The organism is Streptomyces sp. NBC_00162 (genome assembly GCF_024611995.1).
Lineage (GTDB): Bacteria > Actinomycetota > Actinomycetes > Streptomycetales > Streptomycetaceae > Streptomyces.
Genome location: NZ_CP102509.1, coordinates 2,731,391 through 2,754,259, shown reverse-complemented (window position 1 = coordinate 2,754,259; position 22,869 = coordinate 2,731,391). Strand labels below are relative to the sequence as shown.

The following is a 22,869-nucleotide window of genomic DNA, read 5'->3' as shown; positions in this document are numbered from 1 at the left end:
TCCTTGCGCTAGTCTTGCGCTCATGACGCGACGACTTGCTCAAGTGGCGAAGAAGGTGGGAGTCAGCGAGGCAACGGTCAGCCGGGTGCTCAACGGCAAGCCGGGCGTCTCGGAGGCGACCCGCCAGTCCGTGCTCACCGCCCTGGACGTCCTCGGGTACGAGCGCCCCACCCAGCTGCGCGGCGAGCGTGCCCGGCTGGTCGGGCTGGTCCTGCCCGAGCTCCAGAACCCCATCTTCCCCGCCTTCGCCGAGGTCATCGGCGGTGCGCTGGCCCAGCAGGGGCTCACGCCAGTGCTGTGCACCCAGACCACCGGCGGGGTCTCGGAGGCCGACTACGTGGAACTGCTGCTCCAGCAGCAGGTGTCCGGAGTGGTCTTCGCCGGCGGCCTCTTCGCGCAGGCCGACGCCCCGCACGAGCACTACCGGCTGCTGTCCGACCGCAAGGTTCCGGTGGTGCTCATCAACGCCTCCATCGAGGACCTCGGCTTCCCGTGCGTGGCCTGCGACGACGCCGTCGCGGTCGAGCAGGCCTGGCGCCACCTGGCCTCGCTCGGGCACGAGCGGATCGGCCTGGTGCTGGGCCCGCCCGACCACATGCCCTCGCTGCGCAAGCTGGTGGCCGCCCAGGCGGTGGCCGCCGCGGCGGGCACCGAACTGCCCGAAGCCCATGTGGAGCGCGCGCTGTTCTCCCTGGAAGGAGGCCATGCGGCCGCCTCCAGGCTGCTGGACCGCGGGGTCACCGGCATCATCTGCGCGAGCGACCCGCTCGCGCTGGGCGCGGTACGGGCGGCCCGCCGCCGGGGGCTGCACGTACCCCGGCAGGTCTCCGTGGTGGGCTACGACGACTCGGCCTTCATGAACTGCACCGAGCCCCCGCTGACCACCGTCCGGCAGCCCATCGAGGCCATGGGCCGGGCCGCCGTCGAACTGCTCACCGCGCAGATCCAGGGCGCCGCCGTGCAGCCCGGCGAGCTGCTCTTCGAGCCGGAGCTGGTGGTCCGCGGCTCCACCGCACAGGCCCCGCGCGGCTGACCCTCGTAGCGCCCGCGCAGCTGCGCCCAGGGCTCCGGAACGTCACACAGACGTTCCGGAGCCCTTTTTGCATTCCGCGTCCGACATCTGACTGTCAATGTATTACGAAATTTGCGCGAGATATTGCGTTCATCTATCGGCGGTGGTTGAGTGTGCCGCGCTCGCCCCCACGCCTCCTGCCCGATGCTCGAAGGGGACCACCGATGAGAACCAACGTCCGCCGCAACGTCGCGGCAGCCCTCGCCTCCGCGCTCGCCGTGACCGCCCTCGCAGCCTGCGGCACGAGCAGCAGCGGCGACGGCAAGCCCCAGGCCGCCGGCGGTTCCACCGACGCCTCCGCCCCGCTCGACCCGAAGACCAAGGTCACCCTCTCCATCGACTGCATGCCGCCCGCGGCGAAGGCGGCCGAGCTCAAGGAGTGGAAGGAGGACGTGGCGGAGTTCAACAAGACGTACCCGAACGTCACCATCGAGGGCCGCTCCACCCCCGGCCAGTGCCTGGAACCCCCGCGCTTCACCGCGATGCTGAAGGCCAAGTCCCAGCCGGACGTCTTCTACGCCTACTTCACCGACCTCCAGCAGGTGCTGGACAACGACGGGGCCGAGGACATCTCGGCGTACGTCACTCCCGCCTCGGTGCCCGCGCTCGACGACATCGACAAGAACGTGACAGACGTCCTCAAGCGGGACGGCAAGCTCTACGGCCTGCCGACCAGCAACTACACGATGGGCCTGCTGGTCAACCGCAAGCTCTTTCAGCAGGCCGGCCTCAACCCCGACACCCCGCCGCGCAGTTGGGAGGAGGTCCGGGCGGCCGCCAAGAAGATCGCGGCCCTGGGCAACGGAGTCGCCGGCTTCGGCGAGTACAGCGTGGAGAACACCGGCGGCTGGCACTTCACGGCCACCACCTATGGAATGGGCGGCGACGTCGTCGGCGCCGACGGCAAGGCCGCCTTCAACAACGCCACCGGCGCGCGAATCGTCGACAACCTCCACGCCATGCGCTGGGAGGACGACAGCATGGGCAAGACCCAGCTGCTCAAGTGGGGCGACCTGCAGAAGCAGATGGCCTCGGACAAGCTCGGCATGTTCCTCGCCGCGCCCGACGACATCACCTACATGGTCCAGCAGCTCGGCGCCAAGTACGAGAACTTCGGCATGGGCCCCATCCCGGGCGGCGCGGCCACCCTGGCCGGCGGCAACGGCTACATGATCAAGAAGGGCAGCTCGCCCGACAAGGTCAAGGCCGCCGTCGCCTGGCTCAACTTCAAGACCCTCGCGGTCGGCAAGGGCCAGTTCCAGTACGACCGCAGCAAGGCCGACGGCCTGCCGGTCGGCCTTCCCCAGCCCGCCTTCTTCACCGGAGCCAGCAAGGCCAAGGACGACGAGCTGAAGTCGGCGAGCGCCACCATGCCGGTCGCCAACTTCAAGGCCTTCCTGGACAACCCGGTGCCCGGAAAGCCGGAGCCGGTGAAGGCGCAGGAGATCTACAAGGTCCTCGACAAGGTGATGTCGGGGGTCCTCACCAACAAGGACGCGGACCCGGCACAGCTCCTCGGCGACGCCGAGAAGGCGGTCAACCAGGTGCTGGGGAACCAGTAGCGGCGTCCGGGGGTCCCCGCCGGGACCCCCGCCTCCCGCGCACCGAAGACGAAGACCCACCAAGGAGCGAGCGGCGATGTCGGCCCCCACCCTGCCCCGAGCCTCCCGTGCGGAGTTCCGCCGGGCGCTCAAGCGGAACCTCACGGCCCACGGCTTCCTGATCGGCGCCGTCCTCTGCTTTTCCTTCTTCTCCTGGTACCCGATGGTCCGGGAGTTCCTGCTGGCCTTCCAGAAGACCGAGAACGGCGCCACCCGCTGGGTCGGCTGGGACAACTTCGCCTACGTCTTCGGGGACCCGAACTTCTGGCAGGCCTGGCGCAACACCCTGCTCTTCACCGGACTGGCCCTGCTCCTCGGCTTCGTGGTCCCGTTCGTGGTGGCCCTGGTGCTGAACGAGTTCCGCCACGGCCAGGGCTATCTGCGCCTGCTCGTCTACCTGCCGGTGATGATGCCGCCGGTGGCCTCGGTCCTGCTCTTCAAGTACTTCTACGATCCCGGATACGGCCTCTTCAACAGGGTGCTGGAGTTCCTGCACCTCCCCGCGCAGGACTGGCTGCAGTCCACCGACACCGCGATGCTCTCGGTCGTCATCGCCTCCACGTGGATGAACATGGGCGGTGCGACCCTGATCTACCTCGCCGCGCTCCAGGGCATCCCCGGTGAGCTGTACGAGGCCGCCGAACTCGACGGGGCGGGGCTCCTGCGCAAGATCTGGCACGTCACGATCCCGCAGACCAAGCTGATCCTCTCGCTCCTGCTGCTGATGCAGATCATCGCGACGATGCAGGTGTTCGTCGAACCGTTCCTGCTGACCGGCGGAGCCGGCCCCGAGGGCTCGACCACCACCGTCGTCGTCCTCATCTACCAGTACGCCTTCAGTTTCAACCAGTACGGCGGCGCCGCGGCCCTGGGCCTGTGCCTGCTCGTCCTGCTCGCGGGCTTCTCCGCGCTTTACGTCCGCCTCAGCCGCGACAACGAGAGCTGACAAGGAGCCCCTCACATGGCAGAGCGCACGCTGATATCGCCGGCGCAACTGGGCCGCACCCGGGGCAGGATCCTGTACTGGACCGCCCTCGTCCTGGTCGTCGGCGGCTTCACCCTCGTCTTCCTCGGCCCCCTGTACTGGATGGCGGCGAACGGCCTCAAGAGCACCGAGGAGTTCGCCCAGGTCCCGCCGACCCTGGTGCCCGACTCCCTGCACACCGCCAACTACACGGCCGCCTGGAAGGTCATGGACCTCGCCAAGCTGCTGTTCAACACCCTCTACTACGCCTTCGGGGCGCTGGCCTTCCAGCTCGTCCTCGACGTGGCCGCCGCGTACTCGCTGTCCAAGCTGCGCCCCGTCCTCGGCAAGGCCGTGCTCGGCATGATGCTGGCGACCCTGATGATCCCGGCCACCGTCCTGGTCGTGCCGCAGTACCTCACAGTGCTCGACATGCCGCTCATCGAGCGGAACCTGCTCAACACGCCCTGGGTGATCTGGCTGCCGTCCGTCACCAACGCCTTCAGCATCTTCCTGCTGAAACGGTTCTTCGACTCCATCCCGCAGGAGATCCTCGACGCCTCCGCCATCGACGGGGCGAGCGCGGTCCGCACCCTGCGCTCGATCGTCCTGCCGATGTCCCGGCCCATCCTGGGCGTCGTGTCGATCTTCGCGATCGTCGGGGTCTGGAAGGACTTCCTCTGGCCGATGCTCACCCTCCCCGACCCGGCGCTCCAGACGCTCAACGTCGGCATCTACTCACTGGCCTCGGGAGTCCCCGAGAACCATCTCATCGCCGCACTCGCGATGGCCTCGGTGCCCACGCTCGTCATCTTCCTGATCTTCCAGCGCAACATCATGAGCGGCCTGACGGCGGGCTCCCTCAAGGGCTGACGTCCGCAGCCCGCACCGCCACGCCCGGCCGCCCCCGTGAAAGGACCCCTCGTGGCTGACTTTCCCCTGCCCGAAAACGCCGCCGACTGGTGGCGCTCGGCCGCCATCTACCAGGTGTACGTACGCAGCTTCGCCGACGGCGACGGGGACGGCACCGGTGACCTCGCGGGCGTCCGGGCCCGGCTGCCCTACCTCGCCGAACTCGGCGTGGACGCCCTGTGGTTCACCCCCTGGTACCTCTCACCCCTCGCCGACGGCGGCTACGACGTCGCCGACTACCGCACCATCGACCCCGCCTTCGGCACCCTCGCCGAAGCCGAGAAGCTCATCTCCGAAGCCCGCGAGCTGGGCATCCGGACCATCGTCGACATCGTCCCGAACCACGTGTCCGACCAGCACGCGTGGTTCCGGGCCGCCCTCGCGGCCGGCCCCGGCAGCCCCGAGCGGGAGCTGTTCCACTTCCGCCCGGGACGCGGCGAGCACGGCGAACTGCCCCCGGGGGACTGGCCGTCGCAGTTCAACGGGGCCGCCACCTGGACGCGGGTGCCGGACGGGGAGTGGTACCTGCACCTCTTCACCCCGGAGCAGCCCGACCTCAACTGGGACCACCCCGCGGTCCGTCGCGAGCACGAGGAGGTCCTGCGCTTCTGGTTCGAGCGGGGCGTATCCGGCGTACGCATCGACTCCGCGGCCCTGCTCGCGAAGGATCCGGCCCTGCCCGACCTGGCCGGCCGCTCACCGGAACCCTGGCCCGGAGAGACCCACCCGTACATCGACCGCGACGAGCTGCACACCATCTACCGCTCCTGGCGCGCCATCGCCGACGCGTACGACGCGATCTTCGTCGGCGAGGTCTGGCTGCCCGACTCCGAGCGCTTCGCCCGCTACCTGCGCCCCGACGAGCTGCACACCGCCTTCAACTTCTCCTTCCTCAGCTGCCCGTGGGACGCGCGGCGGCTGCGCACCTCCATCGAGGAGACGCTCGCCGAGCACGCGCCCGTCGGGGCTCCGGCCACCTGGGTGCTCTGCAACCACGACGTGACCCGTACGGTCACCCGATACGGGCGCGCCGAGACCGGCTTCGACTTCGCCGCCAAGGTCTTCGGGACCCCGACCGATCTGGCGCTCGGCACCCGGCGGGCGCGTGCCGCCGCCCTGTTGACGCTGGCCCTGCCCGGCGCCGTGTACGTCTATCAGGGCGAGGAACTGGGTCTGCCGGAAGCTGACATACCGCTCAGCCGGATCCAGGATCCGATGCACTTCCGCTCCGGCGGCACCGACCCCGGCCGGGACGGCTGCCGGGTCCCGCTGCCGTGGACCGCGGAACCCTGGAACGACCCCTGGCTGCCGCAGCCCGCGAGCTGGCCGACGTACGCCGCCGACCGGCAGGACGGCGATCCGGACTCCATGCTGACCCTCTACCGGACGGCGCTCGGGCTGCGCCGCGAGGCGGCCGGCTTCGGCGGCGGCTCGCTGGAGTGGCTTCAGGTGCCGCCCGGGGTGCTGGCCTTCGTCCGCCCCGACGGACTGGTCTGCGTGGTCAACCTGTCCGAGGGGCCGGTCCCGCTGCCGGCCCACACCCATCTCCTGCTGGGCAGCTCCGCCCTTGACGACACGGGGCTGCTCCCGCAGGACACGGCGGTCTGGCTGCGGACCTGACGCCGCGGCCGGACCGCCCCCGCCCCACCGCCCGTCACGGCATCGGCTGGGGTGGGCGGGGTCCGTGGTACTCCCCGCTCGGCCGCATCCGCAGCGGCCGTTCCTGGTACTCCTCCAGCGCGTGCGCGATCCAGCCCGCCGTGCGCGCCACCGCGAAGACCGTCTCCCCGGCCTCCGCCGCCATCCCGCACGACACCGTCAGCACCGCCAGCGCCAGGTCCACATTGGCGTGCAGCCCGCCCTGCCGGGCCATCACCGCGGCCACCTCGCGTGCCGCGGCCAGCGCGGGGGCCGCCTGGGGCAGGCCCTCCAGCCGTGCGAACAGCGCCAGTGCACGCGGGTCCTCGCCCCGGTACAGCCGGTGGCCGAGCCCCGGCACCCGGCGCCCCGACCGGAGGTACTCCGCCACCACCGGCGCGGCTCCGCCCCGCTCCAGCACCTCCACCAGCATCCGGTGCGCGAGCCGTCCGGCCGCACCGTGCAGCGGCCCCTCCAGCGCGCCGAGCCCGGCCGACACCGCCGCGTACGGATGTGCCCGCGCCGACGCGGCCACCCGTACCGCCAGGGTGGAGGCGGCCAGATCGTGGTCCACGAGGAGTCCCAGCGCCAGGTCCAGCGCGGCCAGCGCGTCCGGGTCCGGCTCGCGGGCCGTCAGCCGCGGCCACAGCTGCCGGGCCGTCCGGCCGTCCCCGGCCCACCCCGGCGGACCCACCACCGGCAGGGAGCCGACCAGCGTGGGGATCAGGCAGCGCGCGGAGCCCAGTACCGCCTCCTCGGAGAGGTCGAAGCGCAGCGGATCCGCCACCGCGGCGGCGGCGACCGCCACCCGCAGCATGTCCACCGGGCCGCTGTGCTCCGGCAGGGCGGCCACCGCCCGGCGGGCCGCGGCGAGCGGCTCCGGGGGAGCGGTGAACCGCGCCCCGCGCGGGAGCGTTCCCGTCCAGAGCCACTCCGCGACCTCCTCGAAGGCGTACCGCGAGGCCAGGGCCACGGCGTCCACGCCCCGGAAGTAGTAGCGGTCCGGCTCGATGAGCGTGAGGGCCGTCCGTACGGCGAGCTCCCCGGCCGGGACCGCCGCCTCGCGCCGGCTGCGCCGGGCCAGCTCCTCCACCTCACTGGCGTCGAAACTGCTGCCGCGCCCCACCGGGTCGCGCCGGCTCGTGAGCTGACCCCGGCTGACGTAGGCGTACACGGTCGCGGGCTTCACCCCGAGCAGCTCGGCGGCCTGCCGGGTGGTGAGCCGTCGCTCTTCGTTCATGCACACCACCCTACATACGTTGATTCAATCAATATTGACAAGGATTCCATCAATCATCGATGGTCGATGCATGAACACCACCGACACCACCGCCAGTACCTTCGAAGCCCCGCGCGGTCTCGCGGGAGTCGTGGTCACCGAGACCGAGCTCGGTGACGTCCGGGGCCGTGAGGGCTTCTACCACTACCGTCAGTTCTCGGCCGTCGAGCTCGCTGAGAGCCGCAGCTTCGAGGACGTCTGGCACCTGATGTTCCGCGGCACGCTGCCCGCGGACGCCGCCCAGCGCGCCGCCTTCACCGCCGAGACCGTCCCGCTGCGCCGGCTGCCCGCCGAGGTACGGGACGCCCTCCCCGCGCTGGCCAGGGCCTGCGCGCTCTCCGGACCGCTCGCCGGACTGCGTACCGCGCTCTCGCTGCTCGGCGCATCCGCCGGATTCCGCCCGGTCTACGACCTCGACCCGGGCCGCCGGGCCGCCGACGCGCTGGCCGCCTGCGCCGCCGTACCGACCCTGCTCACCGCGCTGCACCGGCTGGGGCAGGGGCTGGAGCCGGTGGAGCCGCGCGACGACCTCCCGTACGCGGCCAACTACCTCTACATGCTGACCGGGCAGGAGCCCGACCCGGTCACGGCCCGCGCGATAGAGCAGTACCTGATCTCCACCATCGACCACGGGTTCAACGCCTCCACCTTCACCGCCCGCGTCATCGCCTCCACCGGCGCCGACGTCGCGGCCTGCCTGACCGGTGCGATCGGCGCGCTCTCCGGCCCGCTGCACGGCGGCGCCCCGAGCCGGGCCCTGGACACGCTGGACGCCATCGGCACCGCGGACCGGATCGGTCCGTGGATCCGCGAGCGGGTCCTGGCGGGGGAGCGGATCATGGGCTTCGGCCACCCCGTCTACCGCACCGAGGACCCCCGCTCACGCATGCTGCGGGACATCGCCCGCGACTTCGGCGGCCCCCTGGTGGACTTCGCCGTCGAGGTCGAGCGTCAGGTCGAGGAGATCCTCGCCGAGCTCAAGCCCGGCCGCGAACTGCACACCAACGTGGAGTTCTACGCGGGCGTGGTCATGGAACTGTGCGGGCTCCCGCGCGAGATGTTCACCCCGACCTTCTGCGCGGCCCGCGTGGTGGGCTGGAGCGCGAACATCCTGGAACAGGCCGCCGATTCGAAGATCATCCGGCCTGCCGCCCGGTACACCGGGCCCACCCCGCCACAGCCGGTGCCCGCGCTCGGCTGACGACACCTGGATACGATCGACCGGGTGAACAGCAGGCAGCCCATCCCCGTCGTCGTCCTCGCCGGATTCCTCGGATCCGGCAAGACCACCGTGCTCAACCATCTCCTCGCCCACCGCGCCGGCACCCGGATCGGGGTCGTCGTCAACGACTTCGGGTCGATCGAGATCGACGCCATGTCGGTGGCCGGCCAGGTCGGCGACTCGATGGTCTCCCTCGGCGGCGGCTGCCTGTGCTGCGCCGTCGACGGCAGCGAGCTCGACGCGTACCTGGAGAAGCTCGCCGCCCCCGTGCACCGCATCGACGTGATCGTCATCGAGGCGAGCGGGCTGGCCGAGCCCCAGGAGATGATCCGGATGCTCGTGGCCAGCGAGAATCCCGGCATCCGCTACGGCGGCATGGTGGAGGTCGTGGACGCGGCGGAGTTCGACGCGACCCGGTCCCGGCACCCGGAGACCGACCGGCACCTCGCCGTCGCGGACCTGGTCGTGCTCAACAAGACCGACCGGGTCGATGACGTGGAGCGGGCCCGGATCGAGGGCCTTCTGGGCACCCTGTGCGCTCCGGGCACCCCGGTCGTCGGCGCCGACCACGGGCGGATCGACCCCGAGCTGCTCTTCGACCGGCGGCCCTGGACCGAGACCCGCGGACAGCTCTCCTTCGAGGACCTGCTCGCGGAGGCCGAGGACCACGACCACGACCACTGCTCGCACGCACACGCGGCGTACGAGAGCCTCGAGTTCGTCACCGAACAGGCCCTCTCGCCGCGCCGGTTCATCGACTTCCTCGACCGCCGCCCGGCCGGGCTCTACCGGATCAAGGGCTTCGTCTACTTCGGCGTGCCCGGACACGAGGAGAGGTACGAGGTCCACGCGGTCGGCCGGTTCCTCCGCTTCGCCCCACGGCCCTGGGGCCGGGGCGAGCGCCGGCTGACGCAGCTGGTCCTGATCGGCTCCGGCACCGACGGGCCGGGCCTGCTGGGCGAACTGGAAGCCTGCCGCGAACCGGCCCTGCACGAGGCGCGCCCGGAGAGCATGTGGGGCGTCCTGCGGTACGTCGCCCGGCCCGCGGAGCCGGAGCCGGAGGCCGAAACGGCCGAGGCCTAGGCGACCTCGACGCCGTACTCGCGCAGCAGGTCCTCCAGGCCGCCCCGGTAGCCCTTGCCGCCGATCACGAAGTCCCAGTCGCCGTTCGCCCGGCGCCGGAAGGACCCGAGTACGAGGGCGGTCTCGCCGGCCCGGCCGTCGGACACCTCCAGCTGCCCCGCCTCCGCGCCCGCCGCGTCGAGGAGCCGGATCCGGGCGTCCGTGAAACCGGCCAGGTCCGCGTGCGGATCGGCCTCCGGGTCGATCGCGGCCACCAGGACCAGCCGGTCGGCCTCGCCGGGCAGGGCCTCGAAGGTGACCTCGAGGGCGGCCTTGTCGGGCCCCGTGTGCGCGCGGGTGCGCACCGAACCGTCGGGCGTCCGCGGGTTGTTGAAGAAGACGAAGTGCTCCTCGCTCAGCACCCGGTTGCCGGTGCAGACCAGCGCGCACACGTCGAGCGCGACCGCGCCCGACCAGGACATGCCGAGCACGTTGTGGTCGGCCGAAGGGGCGGGCTCCGGCGTCCGCTGCACCGCCGGACCACCGCCGAGGCGGCCGCGCAGCCCGTACTGGTGCAGCAGCTCCACGAGCTGGACGCCGGAAACCAGCTCCAGCGGCTTGCCTTCGGCGAAGTCGTACGAGCCCCGCCCGAAGGACGCGGTGGTGACCAGCACCCCCTTGTTCGCGCCCATGGCCTGGACCGTGCCGTAAAGCTCCCGTACCACGTCGGGATTGAGTCGGCTCCGATAGCGCTTGACCTGCACCACGATCCGCCCGCCCCGGAGCGGGGTGCGGTCTTCCGCTTCGATGTCCACGCCGCCGTCGCCCGACCGCTGGGTGGTCACCGCCTCCATGCCCATCGCCCGGAAGAGCTCCGCCACCAGGTTCTCGAAGGCGATCGGGTCCATCGCGAAGAGGTCGGGCTCGTCCTCGTCGCCGCCCGCGTGCCCGCCGTGGCTGACGACACCGCCCACCTCGCCAGGCCGGCGCCCGGGGCGCACCGCCGTCAGCTGGTCGGGCCGCGCAGAGAGCTGCCCCCGCAACCCCTCGACCAGGCAGTCCGCTGCGCTGACTTGCTCAAGTCGCAGTCCTGCGAAAGTCGTGCGTACGGCCGAGACCGAGGCGAGTACGAACTGCGCCTCCTGCCCCGTGACCGGATCAGGGCAGTCCACGAATCCGTTGACCACGACCGAGTCCAGCACGCTGAACTCGTCCGCCGCGTACAGCTCGCGCAGCACGAGCAGCATGCACTGCGCCAGAAGGTCCCGGTACATTGCCCGCCGCTCCGTGACCGGGCGAGGCTTCACTTTGTCCTGGCCCGTACTCGGCAGGTACTGCACCGACCTGGCCTCCGGTACTACCGGGTACCCGGGCAGCTCCCAGTCCAGCACCAGCTGGCGTGCGGCCGGGTCGTACGCAGCCGCCACCTGCCTCGGCAGGGCCTCGGGCCAGGCCGTTGAGGCGTACAGGGCGGCAGAGAAGTACTCCACCACCGCCTCGGCGTCGCCCGCGCTCAGTGCCCCGGCCAGCTCGGTGAGCCCGCTGTTGTGCGCCCGGATTCCGGCTAGTTGTTCCGCCGCCCAGCGGTCGTACTGCTGCCGGTACGCCGCCAGTTGCTGCTGCCGCTGCGACTCTGCGGCGTTGGCGGCCTGCCAGGCCTGGGTGTACCGGGCATGAGCCGCCCGCTCGGCTTGTGCCCGGTGGCTCGATCCGAGGGTCCAGCCGCTGCTCTGCTGCTGGAACTGCTCGATACGGGGCATCGGCACCGGCTGCGCAAGAGCCCCGGGGCTGAACGGTTCCAGATGCTCGGGGCGGACCAGGGAGGCCATCCGGAATGCCGGTGCCCGGCATCCTGTGACCAACAGGCCCTGCAGGGCGGCGACCTCGGCGTCGAGCTGCTCGGTCCGCCGCCGGGCCTCGGCCTCACGGTGCTGCCGCTGGCCCCGGGCCACGTCCCGTTCGTACGCCCGCTGCCGGCGTTCCGTCTCGCGCTGCTGGATCAGCTGCGTCTGCTGCATCCGGCGCTGGGCCTCCGCCCAGTCCCCGATCACTCCGCCCGACCGACGACTCATCAGCTCTGTGTCTCCCCGCCCCACCCGACAGTGCCAAGAGGGAAAACACTAGTCGCCATTCGGGTGGTACGTCCCCCGGACGTACCACCCGAATGACCTCGTACCTCCTACAGCGCGCCCCCGGCCAGCGCCGCCACGGACGCGGGCAGCGCGGCCCCCGAGCCGTCGCGGCGCGGGTCCACGGCCGGCAGTTCGGCCGGTGTGCCGTTTGCCGTCGCCGCCCGGACCGGCGCGTTGCCCACCCAGGCCAGCACCAGCACGTCCTCGCCCTTCAGGAACCGCTGGCAGCGCACACCACCGGTGGCGCGACCCTTGCGCGGGTACTGGTCGAAGGGGGTCAGCTTCCCGGACAGCACCGAGTCGTCCAGCGTCCCGTGCGAGCCCGCCACCGTGAAGACCATCGCGTCCCGGGCCGGGTCGACGGCCGAGAAGTGGATCACCTTGGAGTTCTCGGCGAGCTTGATGCCCGCCATACCGCCCGCCGGACGGCCCTGCGGGCGCACCTGGGAGGCCGGGTAGCGCAGCAGCTGGGCGTCGTCGGTGAGGAAGACCAGGTCCTCCTCACCCGTGCGCAGCTCGACCGCGCCGACGATCCGGTCGCCCTCCTTGAGGGTGATGACCTCCAGCTCGTCCTTGTTGGCCGGGTAGTCCGGCACGACGCGCTTGACCACGCCCTGCTCGGTGCCCAGCGCCAGGCCCTGCGAGGACTCGTCCAGCGAGGTCAGGCAGATCACCTTCTCGTCCGCCTCCAGCCCGGAGAGGAACTCCGAGACCGGGGCGCCGCCCGCCAGGTTCGGCGCGGCGTGGGTGTCCGGCAGCTGCGGCAGGTCGATCACCGACAGCCGCAGCAGCCGCCCGTACGAGGTGACCGCGCCGACCTCGGCCCGGGCGGTCGCCGCGACCTGCGAGACGATCAGGTCGTGCTTGGCGCGGGCGCCGCCCTCCTCCTCCGGAAGGGCATCGCCGTTCGCGGTACGCGCCAGCAGGCCGGTCGTGGACAGCAGCACGCGGCAGGGGTCGTCCGCGACCTCCAGCGGAACCGCCGCCACCGCCGTGCCGGCCGACTCCAGCAGCACCGTGCGGCGCTCGGTGCCGAACTTCTTGGCGACCGCCGCCAGTTCCGTGGAGACCAGCTTGCGCAGCTCGGTGTCGGACTCCAGGATGCCGGTCAGCTCGTCGATCTCGCCGGTCAGCCGGTCGCGCTCGGACTCCAGCTCGATCCGGTCGAACCGGGTGAGGCGGCGCAGCGGGGTGTCCAGGATGTACTGGGTCTGGATCTCGCTGAGCGAGAACCGCTCCATCAGCCGGGCCTTGGCCTGCGCGGAGTTGTCGCTGTCCCGGATGAGCCGGATGACCTCGTCGATGTCGATGAGCGCCACCAGCAGGCCCTCGACCAGGTGCAGGCGGTCGCGGCGCTTGGTGCGGCGGAACTCGCTGCGCCGCCGGACGACCTCGAAGCGGTGGTCGAGGTAGACCTCCAGCAGCTCCTTGAGGCCGAGCGTGAGCGGCTGCCCGTCCACCAGCGCCACGTTGTTGATGCCGAAGGACTCCTCCATCGGCGTCAGCTTGTAGAGCTGCTCGAGCACGGCCTCGGGGTGGAAGCCGTTCTTGATCTCGATGACCAGGCGCAGGCCGTGCGAGCGGTCGGTGAGGTCCTTGACGTCCGCGATGCCCTGGAGCTTCTTCGAGCCGACCAGGTCCTTGATCTTCGCGATGACCTTCTCGGGGCCGACCGTGAAGGGCAGTTCCGTGACGACCAGGCCCTTGCGGCGCGCCGTCACGTTCTCCACCGCCACCGTCGCGCGGATCTTGAAGGTGCCGCGGCCGTTCTCGTACGCGTCCTTGATCCCCGAGAGCCCGACGATCCGGCCGCCCGTGGGCAGGTCCGGGCCCGGGACGAAGCGCATCAGCGCCTCCAGGTCCGCCTGCGGGTAGCGGATCAGGTGGCGGGCGGCCGCGATGACCTCGCCGAGGTTGTGCGGGGGCATGTTGGTGGCCATGCCGACCGCGATTCCGGACGCGCCGTTGACCAGCAGGTTCGGATACGCGGCGGGAAGCGCGACCGGCTCCCGCTCCTGGCCGTCGTAGTTGGCGGTGAAGTCGACGGTGTCCTCGTCGATCGACTCCGTCATCAGTGACGTGGCGTCGGCCATCTTGCACTCGGTGTAACGCATCGCGGCCGGCGGGTCGTCGTTGCCGAGCGAACCGAAGTTGCCGTGGCCGTCGACCAGCGGCAGCCGCATCGAGAAGGGCTGGGCCATGCGCACGAGGGCGTCGTAGATCGACGCGTCACCGTGCGGGTGGAGCTTGCCCATCACCTCGCCGACGACGCGGGCGCACTTCACATAGCCGCGGTCGGGTCGCAGCCCCATCTCGTTCATCTGGTACACGATGCGGCGGTGCACCGGCTTCATGCCGTCCCGGGCATCGGGCAGGGCACGGGAGTAGATCACCGAGTACGCGTACTCGAGGAAGGAGCCCTGCATTTCGTCGACGACGTCGATGTCGAGGATCTTCTCCTCGAAATCCTCCGGCGGCGGGGTCTTCGTGCTGCGGCGGGCCATCGCTGCGCGGCTCCTTAACCAAGAATGAGTGTGCTGGGGGTCTGACGCGGACCATTGTGGCCCGAGGCACCGACAGCGCCGACTCCGACCCAGTGTGACCCGGGAACTTATCCGGCTGCCGACGCGCTTGCATACAGTGGCAGGTCTGACGGAAATCTCTGCATCGCGATCGAAGGGATCACATGCCCATGGGTCACACGGCCACAGCCCAGGCCGGCTCCGGCGGCCTGACAGCGACCGAGCACCGGCTGGCCAACGGCCTGCGCGTGGTGCTGTCCGAGGACCACCTGACCCCGGTCGCCGCGGTCTGTCTCTGGTACGACGTCGGCTCGCGCCACGAAGTCAAGGGCCGTACCGGCCTGGCTCACCTCTTCGAGCACCTGATGTTCCAGGGCTCGGCGAGCGTACCGGGCAACGGGCACTTCGAGCTGGTCCAGGGCGCCGGCGGTTCCCTCAACGGCACCACCAGCTTCGAGCGCACCAACTACTTCGAGACGATGCCCACCCACCAGCTGGAGCTCGCGCTGTGGCTGGAGGCGGACCGGATGGGTTCGCTGCTGGCCGCCCTGGACGACGAGTCCATGGAGAACCAGCGTGACGTCGTCAAGAACGAGCGCCGCCAGCGGTACGACAACGTCCCGTACGGCACGGCTTTCGAGAAGCTGACCGCCCTCGCCTACCCCGAGGGCCACCCGTACCACCACACGCCGATCGGCTCCATGGCCGATCTGGACGCCGCCTCCCTGGAGGACGCGCGCACCTTCTTCCGTACGTACTACGCGCCCAACAACGCGGTGCTGTCGATCGTCGGCGACATCGACCCGGAGCGCACGCTCGCGTGGGTCGAGAAGTACTTCGGCAGCATCCCCTCGCACGACGGCAAGCAGCCGCCCCGTGACGGTTCGCTGCCCGAGGTCATCGGCCGGGAGCTGCGCGAGGAGATCGTCGAGGAGGTTCCGGCGCGTGCGCTGATGGCCGCCTACCGGCTCCCGCACGACGGCACCCGCGAGTGCGACGCCGCCGACGTGGCGCTGACCGTCCTGGGCGGCGGCGAGTCCTCGCGGCTCCACAACCGCCTGGTACGCCGGGACCAGACGGCCGTCGCGGCCGGGTTCGGCATCCTGCGGCTGGCCGGGGCGCCCTCGCTGGGCTGGCTGGACGTCAAGACCTCCGGCGGGGTCGAGGTCCCCGACATCGAGGCGGCCGTGGACGAGGAGCTCGCGCGCTTCGCCGCCGAGGGCCCGACGGCCGAGGAGATGGAGCGCGCGCAGGCGCAGCTGGAGCGGGAGTGGCTGGACCGGCTGAGCACGGTCGCGGGCCGGGCCGACGAACTGTGCCGGTTCGCGGTGCTCTTCGGCGACCCGCAGCTGGCGCTGACCGCCGTGCAGCGGGTCCTCGACGTGACCGCCGGGGAGGTGCAGGCCGTGGCCGCGGCCCGGCTGCGCCCGGACAACCGCGCGGTGCTGGTCTACGAGCCGATCGCGGCCGACGAATCCGACGAGTCGGACGTGTCCGCCGAGTCCGCCGAGAACGACGAGAACGAGGGGGCGGAGCAGTGAGCGACACCGCAGCCGTCACGATGACCTTCCACCCGCAGCCGCAGGCCGGCGAGCCGCAGCCGTGGGCCTTCCCGGCCCCCGACCGCTCGGTCCTCTCCAACGGCCTGACCCTGCTGCGCTGCCACCGCCCGGGCCAGCAGGTGATCGCGGTCGAGGTCAACCTCGCCGCCCCGCTGGACGCCGAGCCCGAGGGCCTGGACGGCGTGGCGACCATCATGTCCCGCGCCCTGTCCGAGGGCACCGACAAGCACTCCGCCGAGGAGTTCGCGGCCGAGCTGGAGCGCTGCGGCGCCACCCTCGACGCGCACGCCGACCACCCGGGCCTGCGGGTCTCCCTGGAGGTCCCGGCCTCCCGGCTGCCCAAGGCGCTGGGCCTGCTCGCCGAGGCCCTGCGCGCGCCGGCCTTCGCCGACGCCGAGGTCGACCGGCTGGTGCGCAACCGGCTCGACGAGATCCCGCACGAGCTGGCCAACCCGCAGCGCCGCGCGGCCAAGCAGCTCTCCAAGGAGCTCTTTCCGGCCAGCCTGCGCATGTCCCGGCCGCGCCAGGGCACCGAGGAGACGGTCGCCCGTATCGACTCCGCGGCCGTACGCGCCTTCTACGAGGCCCACGTACGCCCCGCCACCGCCACCGCGGTGGTCGTCGGCGACATGACCGGCATCGACCTGGACGCCGTCCTCGCAGACACCCTGGGCGCGTGGACGGGCGGCACCGCCGAGCCCCTCCCGGTGCCGCCGGTGACCGCCGACGACACCGGCCGCGTGGTCATCGTGGACCGGCCCGGCGCGGTCCAGACGCAGCTGCTGATCGGCCGGATCGGAGCGGACCGGCACGACCGGGTCTGGGCGGCCCAGGTGCTCGGCACGTACTGCCTGGGCGGCACCCTGACCTCCCGCCTGGACAAGGTGCTGCGCGAGGAGAAGGGGTACACGTACGGCGTGCGCGCCTTCGGCCAGGTGCTGCGCTCCACGGCCGACGGCAGGGGCGCCTCGATGCTCGCCATCAGCGGCTCGGTGGACACCCCGAACACCGCCCCGGCCCTCGAGGACCTCTGGAAGGTGCTGCGCACCCTCGCGGAGGGCGGCCTGACCGACACCGAACGGGACGTGGCGGTGCAGAACTTGGTGGGCGTGGCCCCGCTCAAGTTCGAGACGGCGGCCTCGGTTGCGGGCACCCTCGCCGACCAGGTCGAGCAGGAGCTGCCGGACGACTACCAGGCGCAGTTGTACGCGCGGCTCGCCGAAACCGGGACGGTGGAGGCGACTTCGGCGGTCGTGAAGGCCTTCCCCGCGGACCGGCTGGTCACCGTGCTGGTGGGCGACGCGGCGCAGATCGAGGCGCCGGTGCGGGCCTTGGGGATCGGCGACGTGAGCGTCGTCACCAACTGACGGCAACCGAACGGCAGCCGACGGCCAACCGGCCGACACGGCAAGGGGCTCTGGCGGGCTTGTCCGCCAGAGCCCCTTTTTGTCCGTTTAGTGGAGAGGTTGCTTTTATGTGATGTGGCGTACGCAACAAAAAGGCGTGTCTGTTTGGCGATTGACTGATGATCCGCCTAGCGTCACCCGTGCTGTCCGTCAGTTGTACCCGCCGCATCCGCGGCACCGGGCAGCGATCGCCGAGTCCCCGTCAGGCGCGAGCCTGGGGAGCCGGGGACCCACATCAGTCCCTGGGGTGAATCGGACCGCCTCGCAAGAGGAGGCCCGTAGGAGACCTTCCTGCTCCGAACCCGTCAGCTAACCCGGTAGGCGAGAAGGAAGGAAAGGATCAGCCCCTTCATGGCGTTTGGCAGTCGTCCCGCCGGCTCCGGCAAGCACCGCGGTTCCAGCCGTCTGAGCCGCAAGACCGCCGGCTACGCCGGTATCGCCGCCCTCGCCACCACTGGCGTCGTCGGCTCCCTCGCCGCCCCGGCCTTCGCCGCGGACAATGGCAACACCCACTCCGCCCCGGACAACGCGCTCGGCGCGGTCGTCGCCGAGGACCTCGCGGGTGACATCGAGGACCAGGCCGCCTCCCAGCAGCGTGCCGCCGAGCACGCCGCCGCCAAGGCGCAGGCCGAGGCCGACGCGAAGCAGCGGGCCTCCGAGGCCAAGCGCCTCGCCGAGGCCAAGGCGAAGGCCGAGCGCGAGGCCGCCGAGCGCGCCGCCCGCGAGGAGGAGCGCAAGCGCCTCAACACCTTCGTCTCGCCGCTCGACAGCTCGTACGTCAGCACGCAGTACAAGGCGGGCGGCGGCATGTGGTCCTCCGGCAGCCACACCGGCATCGACTTCCACGCCGCCTCCGGCACCACCGTCCACGCGGTGGGCGTCGGCGTCGTGGTCGAGGCCGGCTGGGGCGGCGCGTACGGCAACAACGTCGTGATCAAGCACAACGACGGTACGTACACCCAGTACGGGCACATGTCCTCGCTGAGCGTCTCCGTCGGCCAGCAGGTCACCCCCGGCCAGCAGATCGGCCTCTCGGGCTCCACGGGCAACTCCAGCGGCCCGCACCTGCACTTCGAGGCCCGCACCGGTGCCGACTACGGCTCGGACATCGACCCGATCTCGTACCTGCGCTCGCACGGCGTCAGCGTCTGATCCGCACTCCACCGCTTCACCGAAGGCCCCGGCTCCCCGAGCCGGGGCCTTCGCGCTGCTGTGCCGGATACATGTTTGTCATTTCCGGCCGCTCTCGGAAATTATCGTGTGTTGCAATAGAGTCGCAGCACGCGCATGCGTGTCCAATGGGCGTGGCAGTCGAAAATCGGAAATAGGCGGAGGTCCGGTCTTGCGTATTCCTGCGCACGCGGTATGCACAGCGATCCGCGACGACATCGTTTCCGGGGTCTTCGAACCGGGCGGCAGGCTGACCGAGGAGGTGCTGGCCCGCCGGTACGGAGTCTCGCGCGTCCCGGTGCGCGAGGCGCTGCGGACCCTGGAGTCCGAGGGGTTCGTGACCACGCGGCGCCACGCGGGTGCCTGTGTGGCCGAGCCGACCGAGCAGGAGGCCGTAGACCTCCTCGAGCTGCGGATGCTGCTGGAGCCCCTGGCGGCCGCCAAGGCGGCCCGGCGGCGCACCGAGGCCCACCTCAAGGTGTTGAGAGGGCTGGTCAGGCTGGGCCAGGAGCGGGCCAGGCGGGGCCAGGGCGAGGATCTGCGCTCCCTGGGCGGCTGGTTCCACGAGACGCTCGCGCAGGCCTCCGGGAGCCCGGGCCTGATCGCGTTGCTCACGCAGATGCGGCACAAGGTGGCGTGGATGTACGTGGTGGAGGCGCCGGCCCGGCCGGTGGAGTCCTGGGCGGAGCACGGGGCGATCGTGGACGCGGTGGCGCGCGGGGACGCGGAGCGGGCGCGGGCACTGGCGGCCGTCCACGCCGACCGGGCGGCGGGGGCGCACCGGCTGCGGATACGGGCGGCCGTGAGAACTTCGCAACCTGCCGTAAACATGTCGAGCGGCCGTCATTAACAGGGCCCGTATACAAAGGATCGGTATTCGTGCGCCGCTTCCGGAATTCCGGGTGGCGTGAATTCGGCGTGCCGAATTCCTGCGGAGTCGAATTCCTCTGGGTGAACACTCCCCTGCGTGGACATTCCCCTGTGTGAACACGAAAGCCGCGGCCCCGGACGGCAGGGGTCGCGGCTTTCGCGTGTGAAGGGTCAGACGGTCTCGGGGAGCTCCTCGAGACCCTCGGCGACCAGCTTCGCGAGGCGGTCCAGCGCCGCCTCGGCGCCGTCGGCGTCGGACGCGAGGACGATCTCCTCGCCGCCCTGGGCGCCCAGGCCCAGAACCGCCAGCATGGAAGCGGCGTTGACGGGGTCGCCGCCGGCCTTCGCGATGGTCACCGGGACGCCGGAAGCGGTCGTCGCACGGACGAAGATCGAGGCGGGACGAGCGTGCAGGCCCTCGGCCCAGCCGACGTTGACGCGGCGCTCTGCCATGGTGATGCCCTTCAGGTTCTTACGGTTGTCTAGACCAGTCTCTCACGACGCCCTGAATGCTCCGACCGACCTTCGGCCCGAATCTTCCGCCGTTCGACCTTCCCCAGCTTGCACCGTTTTGCCCTAGTGTGCCTCACGCGCCGCGCGAGCGCTGTCAGGCGGTTTCCGGCCGTAAGGTAGGCCCATGACCACCGAGTCGGACCCCTCGTACCCGGCCCACTGGGAGGCGGACGTCGTCCTGCGCGACGGCGGCACCGCCCGGATCAGGCCCATCACCCCCGCCGACGCCGGCCGACTGGTCAGTTTCTACGAGCAGGTCTCCGACGAGTCGAAGTACTACCGCTTCTTCGCCCCGTACCCCCGGCTCTCCGACCGCGACGTGCACCGGTTCACGCACCACGACTACGTGGACCGGGTCGGCCTCGCGGCGACCATCGGCGGGGAGTTCATCGGCACCGTCCGCTACGACCGCATCGGCGCCGACGGCCGGCCCGCCTCCGGACCCTCCGACGAGGCCGAGGTCGCCTTCCTGGTCCAGGACGCCCACCAGGGCCGCGGGGTGGCCTCCGCCCTCCTCGAACACATCGGCGCGGTGGCCCGGGAGCGGGGCATCCGCCGGTTCGCCGCCGAGGTGCTGCCCGCCAACACCAAGATGATCAAGGTGTTCAGGGACGTCGGCTACGAGCAGAAGCGCAGCTTCGAGGACGGCTCCGTCCACCTCACCCTCGACCTCGAACCCACCGCCGAGTCCCTCGCCGTGCAGCGCGCCCGCGAACAGCGCGCCGAGGCCCGCTCGGTGCAGCGGCTGCTCGCCCCCGGTTCGGTCGCGGTGATCGGAGTCAGCCGCTCCGGAGCGGGCGTGGGCGCCGCCGCGCTGCGCAACCTGCGCGACAGCGGCTTCCACGGCCACCTCTACGCCGTCAACGAGGAGGTCACGCGCGATCTGCTCGACGGCGTACGGGCCTACCGCACGGTCGACGCCATCGGCGCCCCCGTCGACCTCGCGGTGATCGCCGTCCCGGCCGACCGGGTCCCCGAGGCCGTGGCGGCCTGCGGTGAACACGGCGTCCAGGGGCTCGTGGTGCTGTCCGCCGGATACGGGGAGAGCGGCCCGGCCGGACTCGCCCGCCAGCGCGAACTCGTGAAGCAGGTGCGCTCGTACGGGATGCGCCTGATCGGGCCCAACGCTTTCGGGGTGATCAACACCGCGCCGGAGGTGGAACTCAACGCCTCGCTGACCCCCGCGCCGATGCCGATGCGGGGCCGGATCGGCCTGTTCACGCAGTCCGGGGCGATCGGCATCGCCCTGCTCTCCGCCCTGCTGCGCCGCGGCGAGGGGCTGTCCTCCTTCGTCTCCGCCGGCAACCGCGCCGACGTCTCCGGCAACGACATCCTCCAGTACTGGTACGACGACGAGGCGACCGACGTCGCCCTGCTCTACCTGGAAACCCTGGGCAACCCGCGGAAGTTCACCCGCCTCGCCCGCCGGACGGCAGCCGTCAAGCCGGTGGTCGTCGCCAAGGGCGGCCGCCACACCCCCGCCGGGCACGTGGTCCCGGGAACCCGGCTGCCGGACGCCACCGTCTCCGCCCTGCTGCGGCAGGCCGGCGTGATCCGCGTCGACACGGTGACGGAGCTGGTGGACGTCGGGCTGCTGCTGGCCTCGCAGCCGCTGCCCGCCGGCCCGCGCGTCGCGATCCTGGGCAACTCCGAGTCCCTCGGGGTCCTCACCTACGATGCCTGCCTGGCCCAGGGCCTGCGGCCGCTGCCGCCGATCGACCTGACCACCGCGGCCGCGCCCGAGGACTTCCGCACGGCCCTGGCCGCGGCGCTGGCCTCCGACGACTGCGACGCGGTGGTGGTCACGGCCATCCCCTGGGTGAGCGAGCACGCGCTGGCCGACGACCTGGCCGAGTCCCTGCGCGAGGCCGTGGCCGAGGTGCCGGGCAAGCCCGTGGCGGTGGTGCACGTGGAGCTCGGCGAACTGGTCGAGGCGCTGTCCGCCGCGGGCGCCCCTTCGCCCGCCGCGCCCGCTCCCGTCCCGGGCTCCGGCCTGCCCCGGCCCGGTCTCGCGGGCGAGGGGCACGGCGCCGAGCCGGACCGGATCCCCGGCTACCCCGCCGCCGAGCGGGCCGTCAAGGCCCTCGCCGAGGCCGTGCGGTACGGACAGTGGCGGCGGGGCAACGCCGAGGTCGGGCACGTTCCCGAGTACGAGGACATCGACGAGCCCGGCGCCGCCGCCCAGCTGGCCGGGCTGCTGGCCGACGTCGACGGCGGGGCCGTGCTGACCCTGGCCGAGTGGGACGCCCGCGAGCTGCTCGCGCGGTACGGGATCCACGTGCTGCCCGCCCTGCCCGCGCCCAGCCCCGACGCGGCGGTCCGCGCCGCCGGGATCCTGGGCTACCCGGTCGCCCTGAAGACCACCGCCCCGCACCTGCGCCACCGCGCGGACCTCGGCGGCGTACGCCTCGACCTCAGGAACGAGGCCGAGCTGAGGCGCTCGTACGAGGACCTCACCGGGCTGCTCGGGAAGCCGTCGGAGCTCCAGCCGGTGGTCCAGACGATGGTGCCGCGCGGGGTCGACACCGTCGTCCGCTCCGTCATCGACGCGGCCGCCGGCGCCGTCCTCTCCTTCGGGCTCGCCGGAGTCGCCTCCGAGCTGCTCGGGGACATCGCCCACCGCCTGGTCCCGGCCACCGACCGGGACGCCGCCGGGCTGATCCGGTCCATCCGGACCGCACCCCTTCTCTTCGGCTGGCGCGGCAGCGACCCCGTCGACACCCCCGCGCTGGAGGAGCTGCTCCTGCGGCTGTCCAGGCTCGTGGACGACCACCCCGAGGTGATCGGGGTCTCGCTGGAGCCCGTGGTCGTGGCCACCGAGGGACTCTCCGTGCTGAGCGCCACCGTCCGCGTCGCGCATCCGCCCGCCCGCGGCGATCTCGGCCCGCGGACCCTCCCCAGTTACTGAGCGGGTCCGGCGCGGCCGGGACGCCCCGTAGGGGCC

16 protein-coding genes and 1 riboswitch are annotated in these 22,869 nt (G+C 71.6%); of the genes, 12 read left to right on the top strand and 4 right to left on the bottom strand.

All coding sequences use genetic code 11. From position 1 onward, the window contains the following. Positions 1-22: 22 nt before the first annotated feature. The 5 genes from JIW86_RS12720 to JIW86_RS12700 all read left to right on the top strand — a co-directional run bounded on the left by JIW86_RS12720 (position 23) and on the right by JIW86_RS12700 (position 6,169). A complete protein-coding gene (locus JIW86_RS12720) occupies positions 23-1,033 on the top strand; it encodes a LacI family DNA-binding transcriptional regulator (RefSeq protein WP_257553862.1) in 1,011 nt (336 codons plus the stop codon). A gap of 203 nt (positions 1,034-1,236) precedes the next feature. Continuing rightward, on the top strand, positions 1,237-2,634 hold the full coding sequence (locus JIW86_RS12715; protein WP_257553861.1) for an ABC transporter substrate-binding protein: 1,398 nt from the start codon (positions 1,237-1,239) through the stop codon (positions 2,632-2,634). Between the two features lie 76 nt (positions 2,635-2,710). Continuing rightward, entirely contained in the window at positions 2,711-3,619 is a 909-nt protein-coding gene (locus JIW86_RS12710; protein ID WP_257553860.1) for a carbohydrate ABC transporter permease, read from the top strand. Between the two features lie 15 nt (positions 3,620-3,634). After that, positions 3,635-4,510, top strand: a complete 876-nt coding sequence (locus tag JIW86_RS12705; protein WP_257553859.1) for a carbohydrate ABC transporter permease — start codon at positions 3,635-3,637, stop codon at positions 4,508-4,510. Positions 4,511-4,561: 51 nt separating this feature from the next. Then, positions 4,562-6,169: a glycoside hydrolase family 13 protein gene (locus JIW86_RS12700; protein WP_257553858.1), complete on the top strand. Its 1,608-nt coding sequence runs from the start codon at positions 4,562-4,564 to the stop codon at positions 6,167-6,169. Positions 6,170-6,203: 34 nt separating this feature from the next. Here JIW86_RS12700 and JIW86_RS12695 read toward each other — a convergent pair whose 3' ends face one another. Continuing rightward, positions 6,204-7,427, bottom strand: coding sequence for a citrate synthase (locus JIW86_RS12695; protein ID WP_257553857.1), 1,224 nt, complete (start codon positions 7,425-7,427; stop codon positions 6,204-6,206). Between the two features lie 70 nt (positions 7,428-7,497). Between JIW86_RS12695 and JIW86_RS12690 the strand changes: the two genes are divergently transcribed. Both JIW86_RS12690 and JIW86_RS12685 read left to right on the top strand, forming a co-directional pair. Continuing rightward, on the top strand, positions 7,498-8,667 hold the full coding sequence (locus JIW86_RS12690) for a citrate synthase/methylcitrate synthase (RefSeq protein WP_257553856.1): 1,170 nt from the start codon (positions 7,498-7,500) through the stop codon (positions 8,665-8,667). Between the two features lie 24 nt (positions 8,668-8,691). Then, positions 8,692-9,771: a CobW family GTP-binding protein gene (locus JIW86_RS12685; protein ID WP_257553853.1), complete on the top strand. Its 1,080-nt coding sequence runs from the start codon at positions 8,692-8,694 to the stop codon at positions 9,769-9,771. Here the strand turns inward: JIW86_RS12685 and JIW86_RS12680 are convergent. After that, entirely contained in the window at positions 9,768-11,822 is a 2,055-nt protein-coding gene (locus JIW86_RS12680) for a restriction endonuclease (protein ID WP_257553852.1), read from the bottom strand. The two genes, JIW86_RS12685 and JIW86_RS12680, sit on opposite strands and share 4 nt — an antisense overlap. Positions 11,823-11,929: 107 nt before the next feature. Beyond that, the gene (locus JIW86_RS12675; protein ID WP_257553851.1) at positions 11,930-14,386 is read right to left on the bottom strand and encodes a DNA gyrase/topoisomerase IV subunit A; all 2,457 of its coding nucleotides are present in this window, start codon (positions 14,384-14,386) and stop codon (positions 11,930-11,932) included. A 188-nt stretch (positions 14,387-14,574) separates the two neighbouring features. On the opposite strand from JIW86_RS12675, the gene JIW86_RS12670 reads away from it, so the two are divergent. The 4 genes from JIW86_RS12670 (at position 14,575) to JIW86_RS12655 (ending at position 19,392) form a co-directional block, all read left to right on the top strand. Then, positions 14,575-15,945 carry a M16 family metallopeptidase gene (locus tag JIW86_RS12670; protein WP_257553850.1) on the top strand — a complete coding sequence of 457 codons (1,371 nt, stop codon included), beginning with the start codon at positions 14,575-14,577 and terminating at the stop codon, positions 15,943-15,945. Between the two features lie 20 nt (positions 15,946-15,965). Beyond that, positions 15,966-17,333: a M16 family metallopeptidase gene (locus JIW86_RS12665; RefSeq protein ID WP_257559300.1), complete on the top strand. Its 1,368-nt coding sequence runs from the start codon at positions 15,966-15,968 to the stop codon at positions 17,331-17,333. 218 nt (positions 17,334-17,551) lie between these two features. After that, a riboswitch (cyclic di-AMP (ydaO/yuaA leader) is annotated at positions 17,552-17,711 on the top strand. A 12-nt stretch (positions 17,712-17,723) separates the two neighbouring features. Beyond that, positions 17,724-18,524 carry a M23 family metallopeptidase gene (locus JIW86_RS12660; protein WP_215148663.1) on the top strand — a complete coding sequence of 267 codons (801 nt, stop codon included), beginning with the start codon at positions 17,724-17,726 and terminating at the stop codon, positions 18,522-18,524. 190 nt (positions 18,525-18,714) lie between these two features. Then, complete coding sequence (locus JIW86_RS12655) at positions 18,715-19,392, top strand: GntR family transcriptional regulator (protein WP_257553849.1); 678 nt, start codon at positions 18,715-18,717, stop codon at positions 19,390-19,392. A 191-nt stretch (positions 19,393-19,583) separates the two neighbouring features. Here JIW86_RS12655 and JIW86_RS12650 read toward each other — a convergent pair whose 3' ends face one another. Then, entirely contained in the window at positions 19,584-19,865 is a 282-nt protein-coding gene (locus JIW86_RS12650; RefSeq protein ID WP_069922293.1) for an HPr family phosphocarrier protein, read from the bottom strand. Between the two features lie 184 nt (positions 19,866-20,049). Between JIW86_RS12650 and JIW86_RS12645 the strand changes: the two genes are divergently transcribed. Then, complete coding sequence (locus tag JIW86_RS12645; RefSeq protein ID WP_257553848.1) at positions 20,050-22,833, top strand: bifunctional GNAT family N-acetyltransferase/acetate--CoA ligase family protein; 2,784 nt, start codon at positions 20,050-20,052, stop codon at positions 22,831-22,833. The last annotated feature ends 36 nt before the right edge of the window (positions 22,834-22,869 follow it).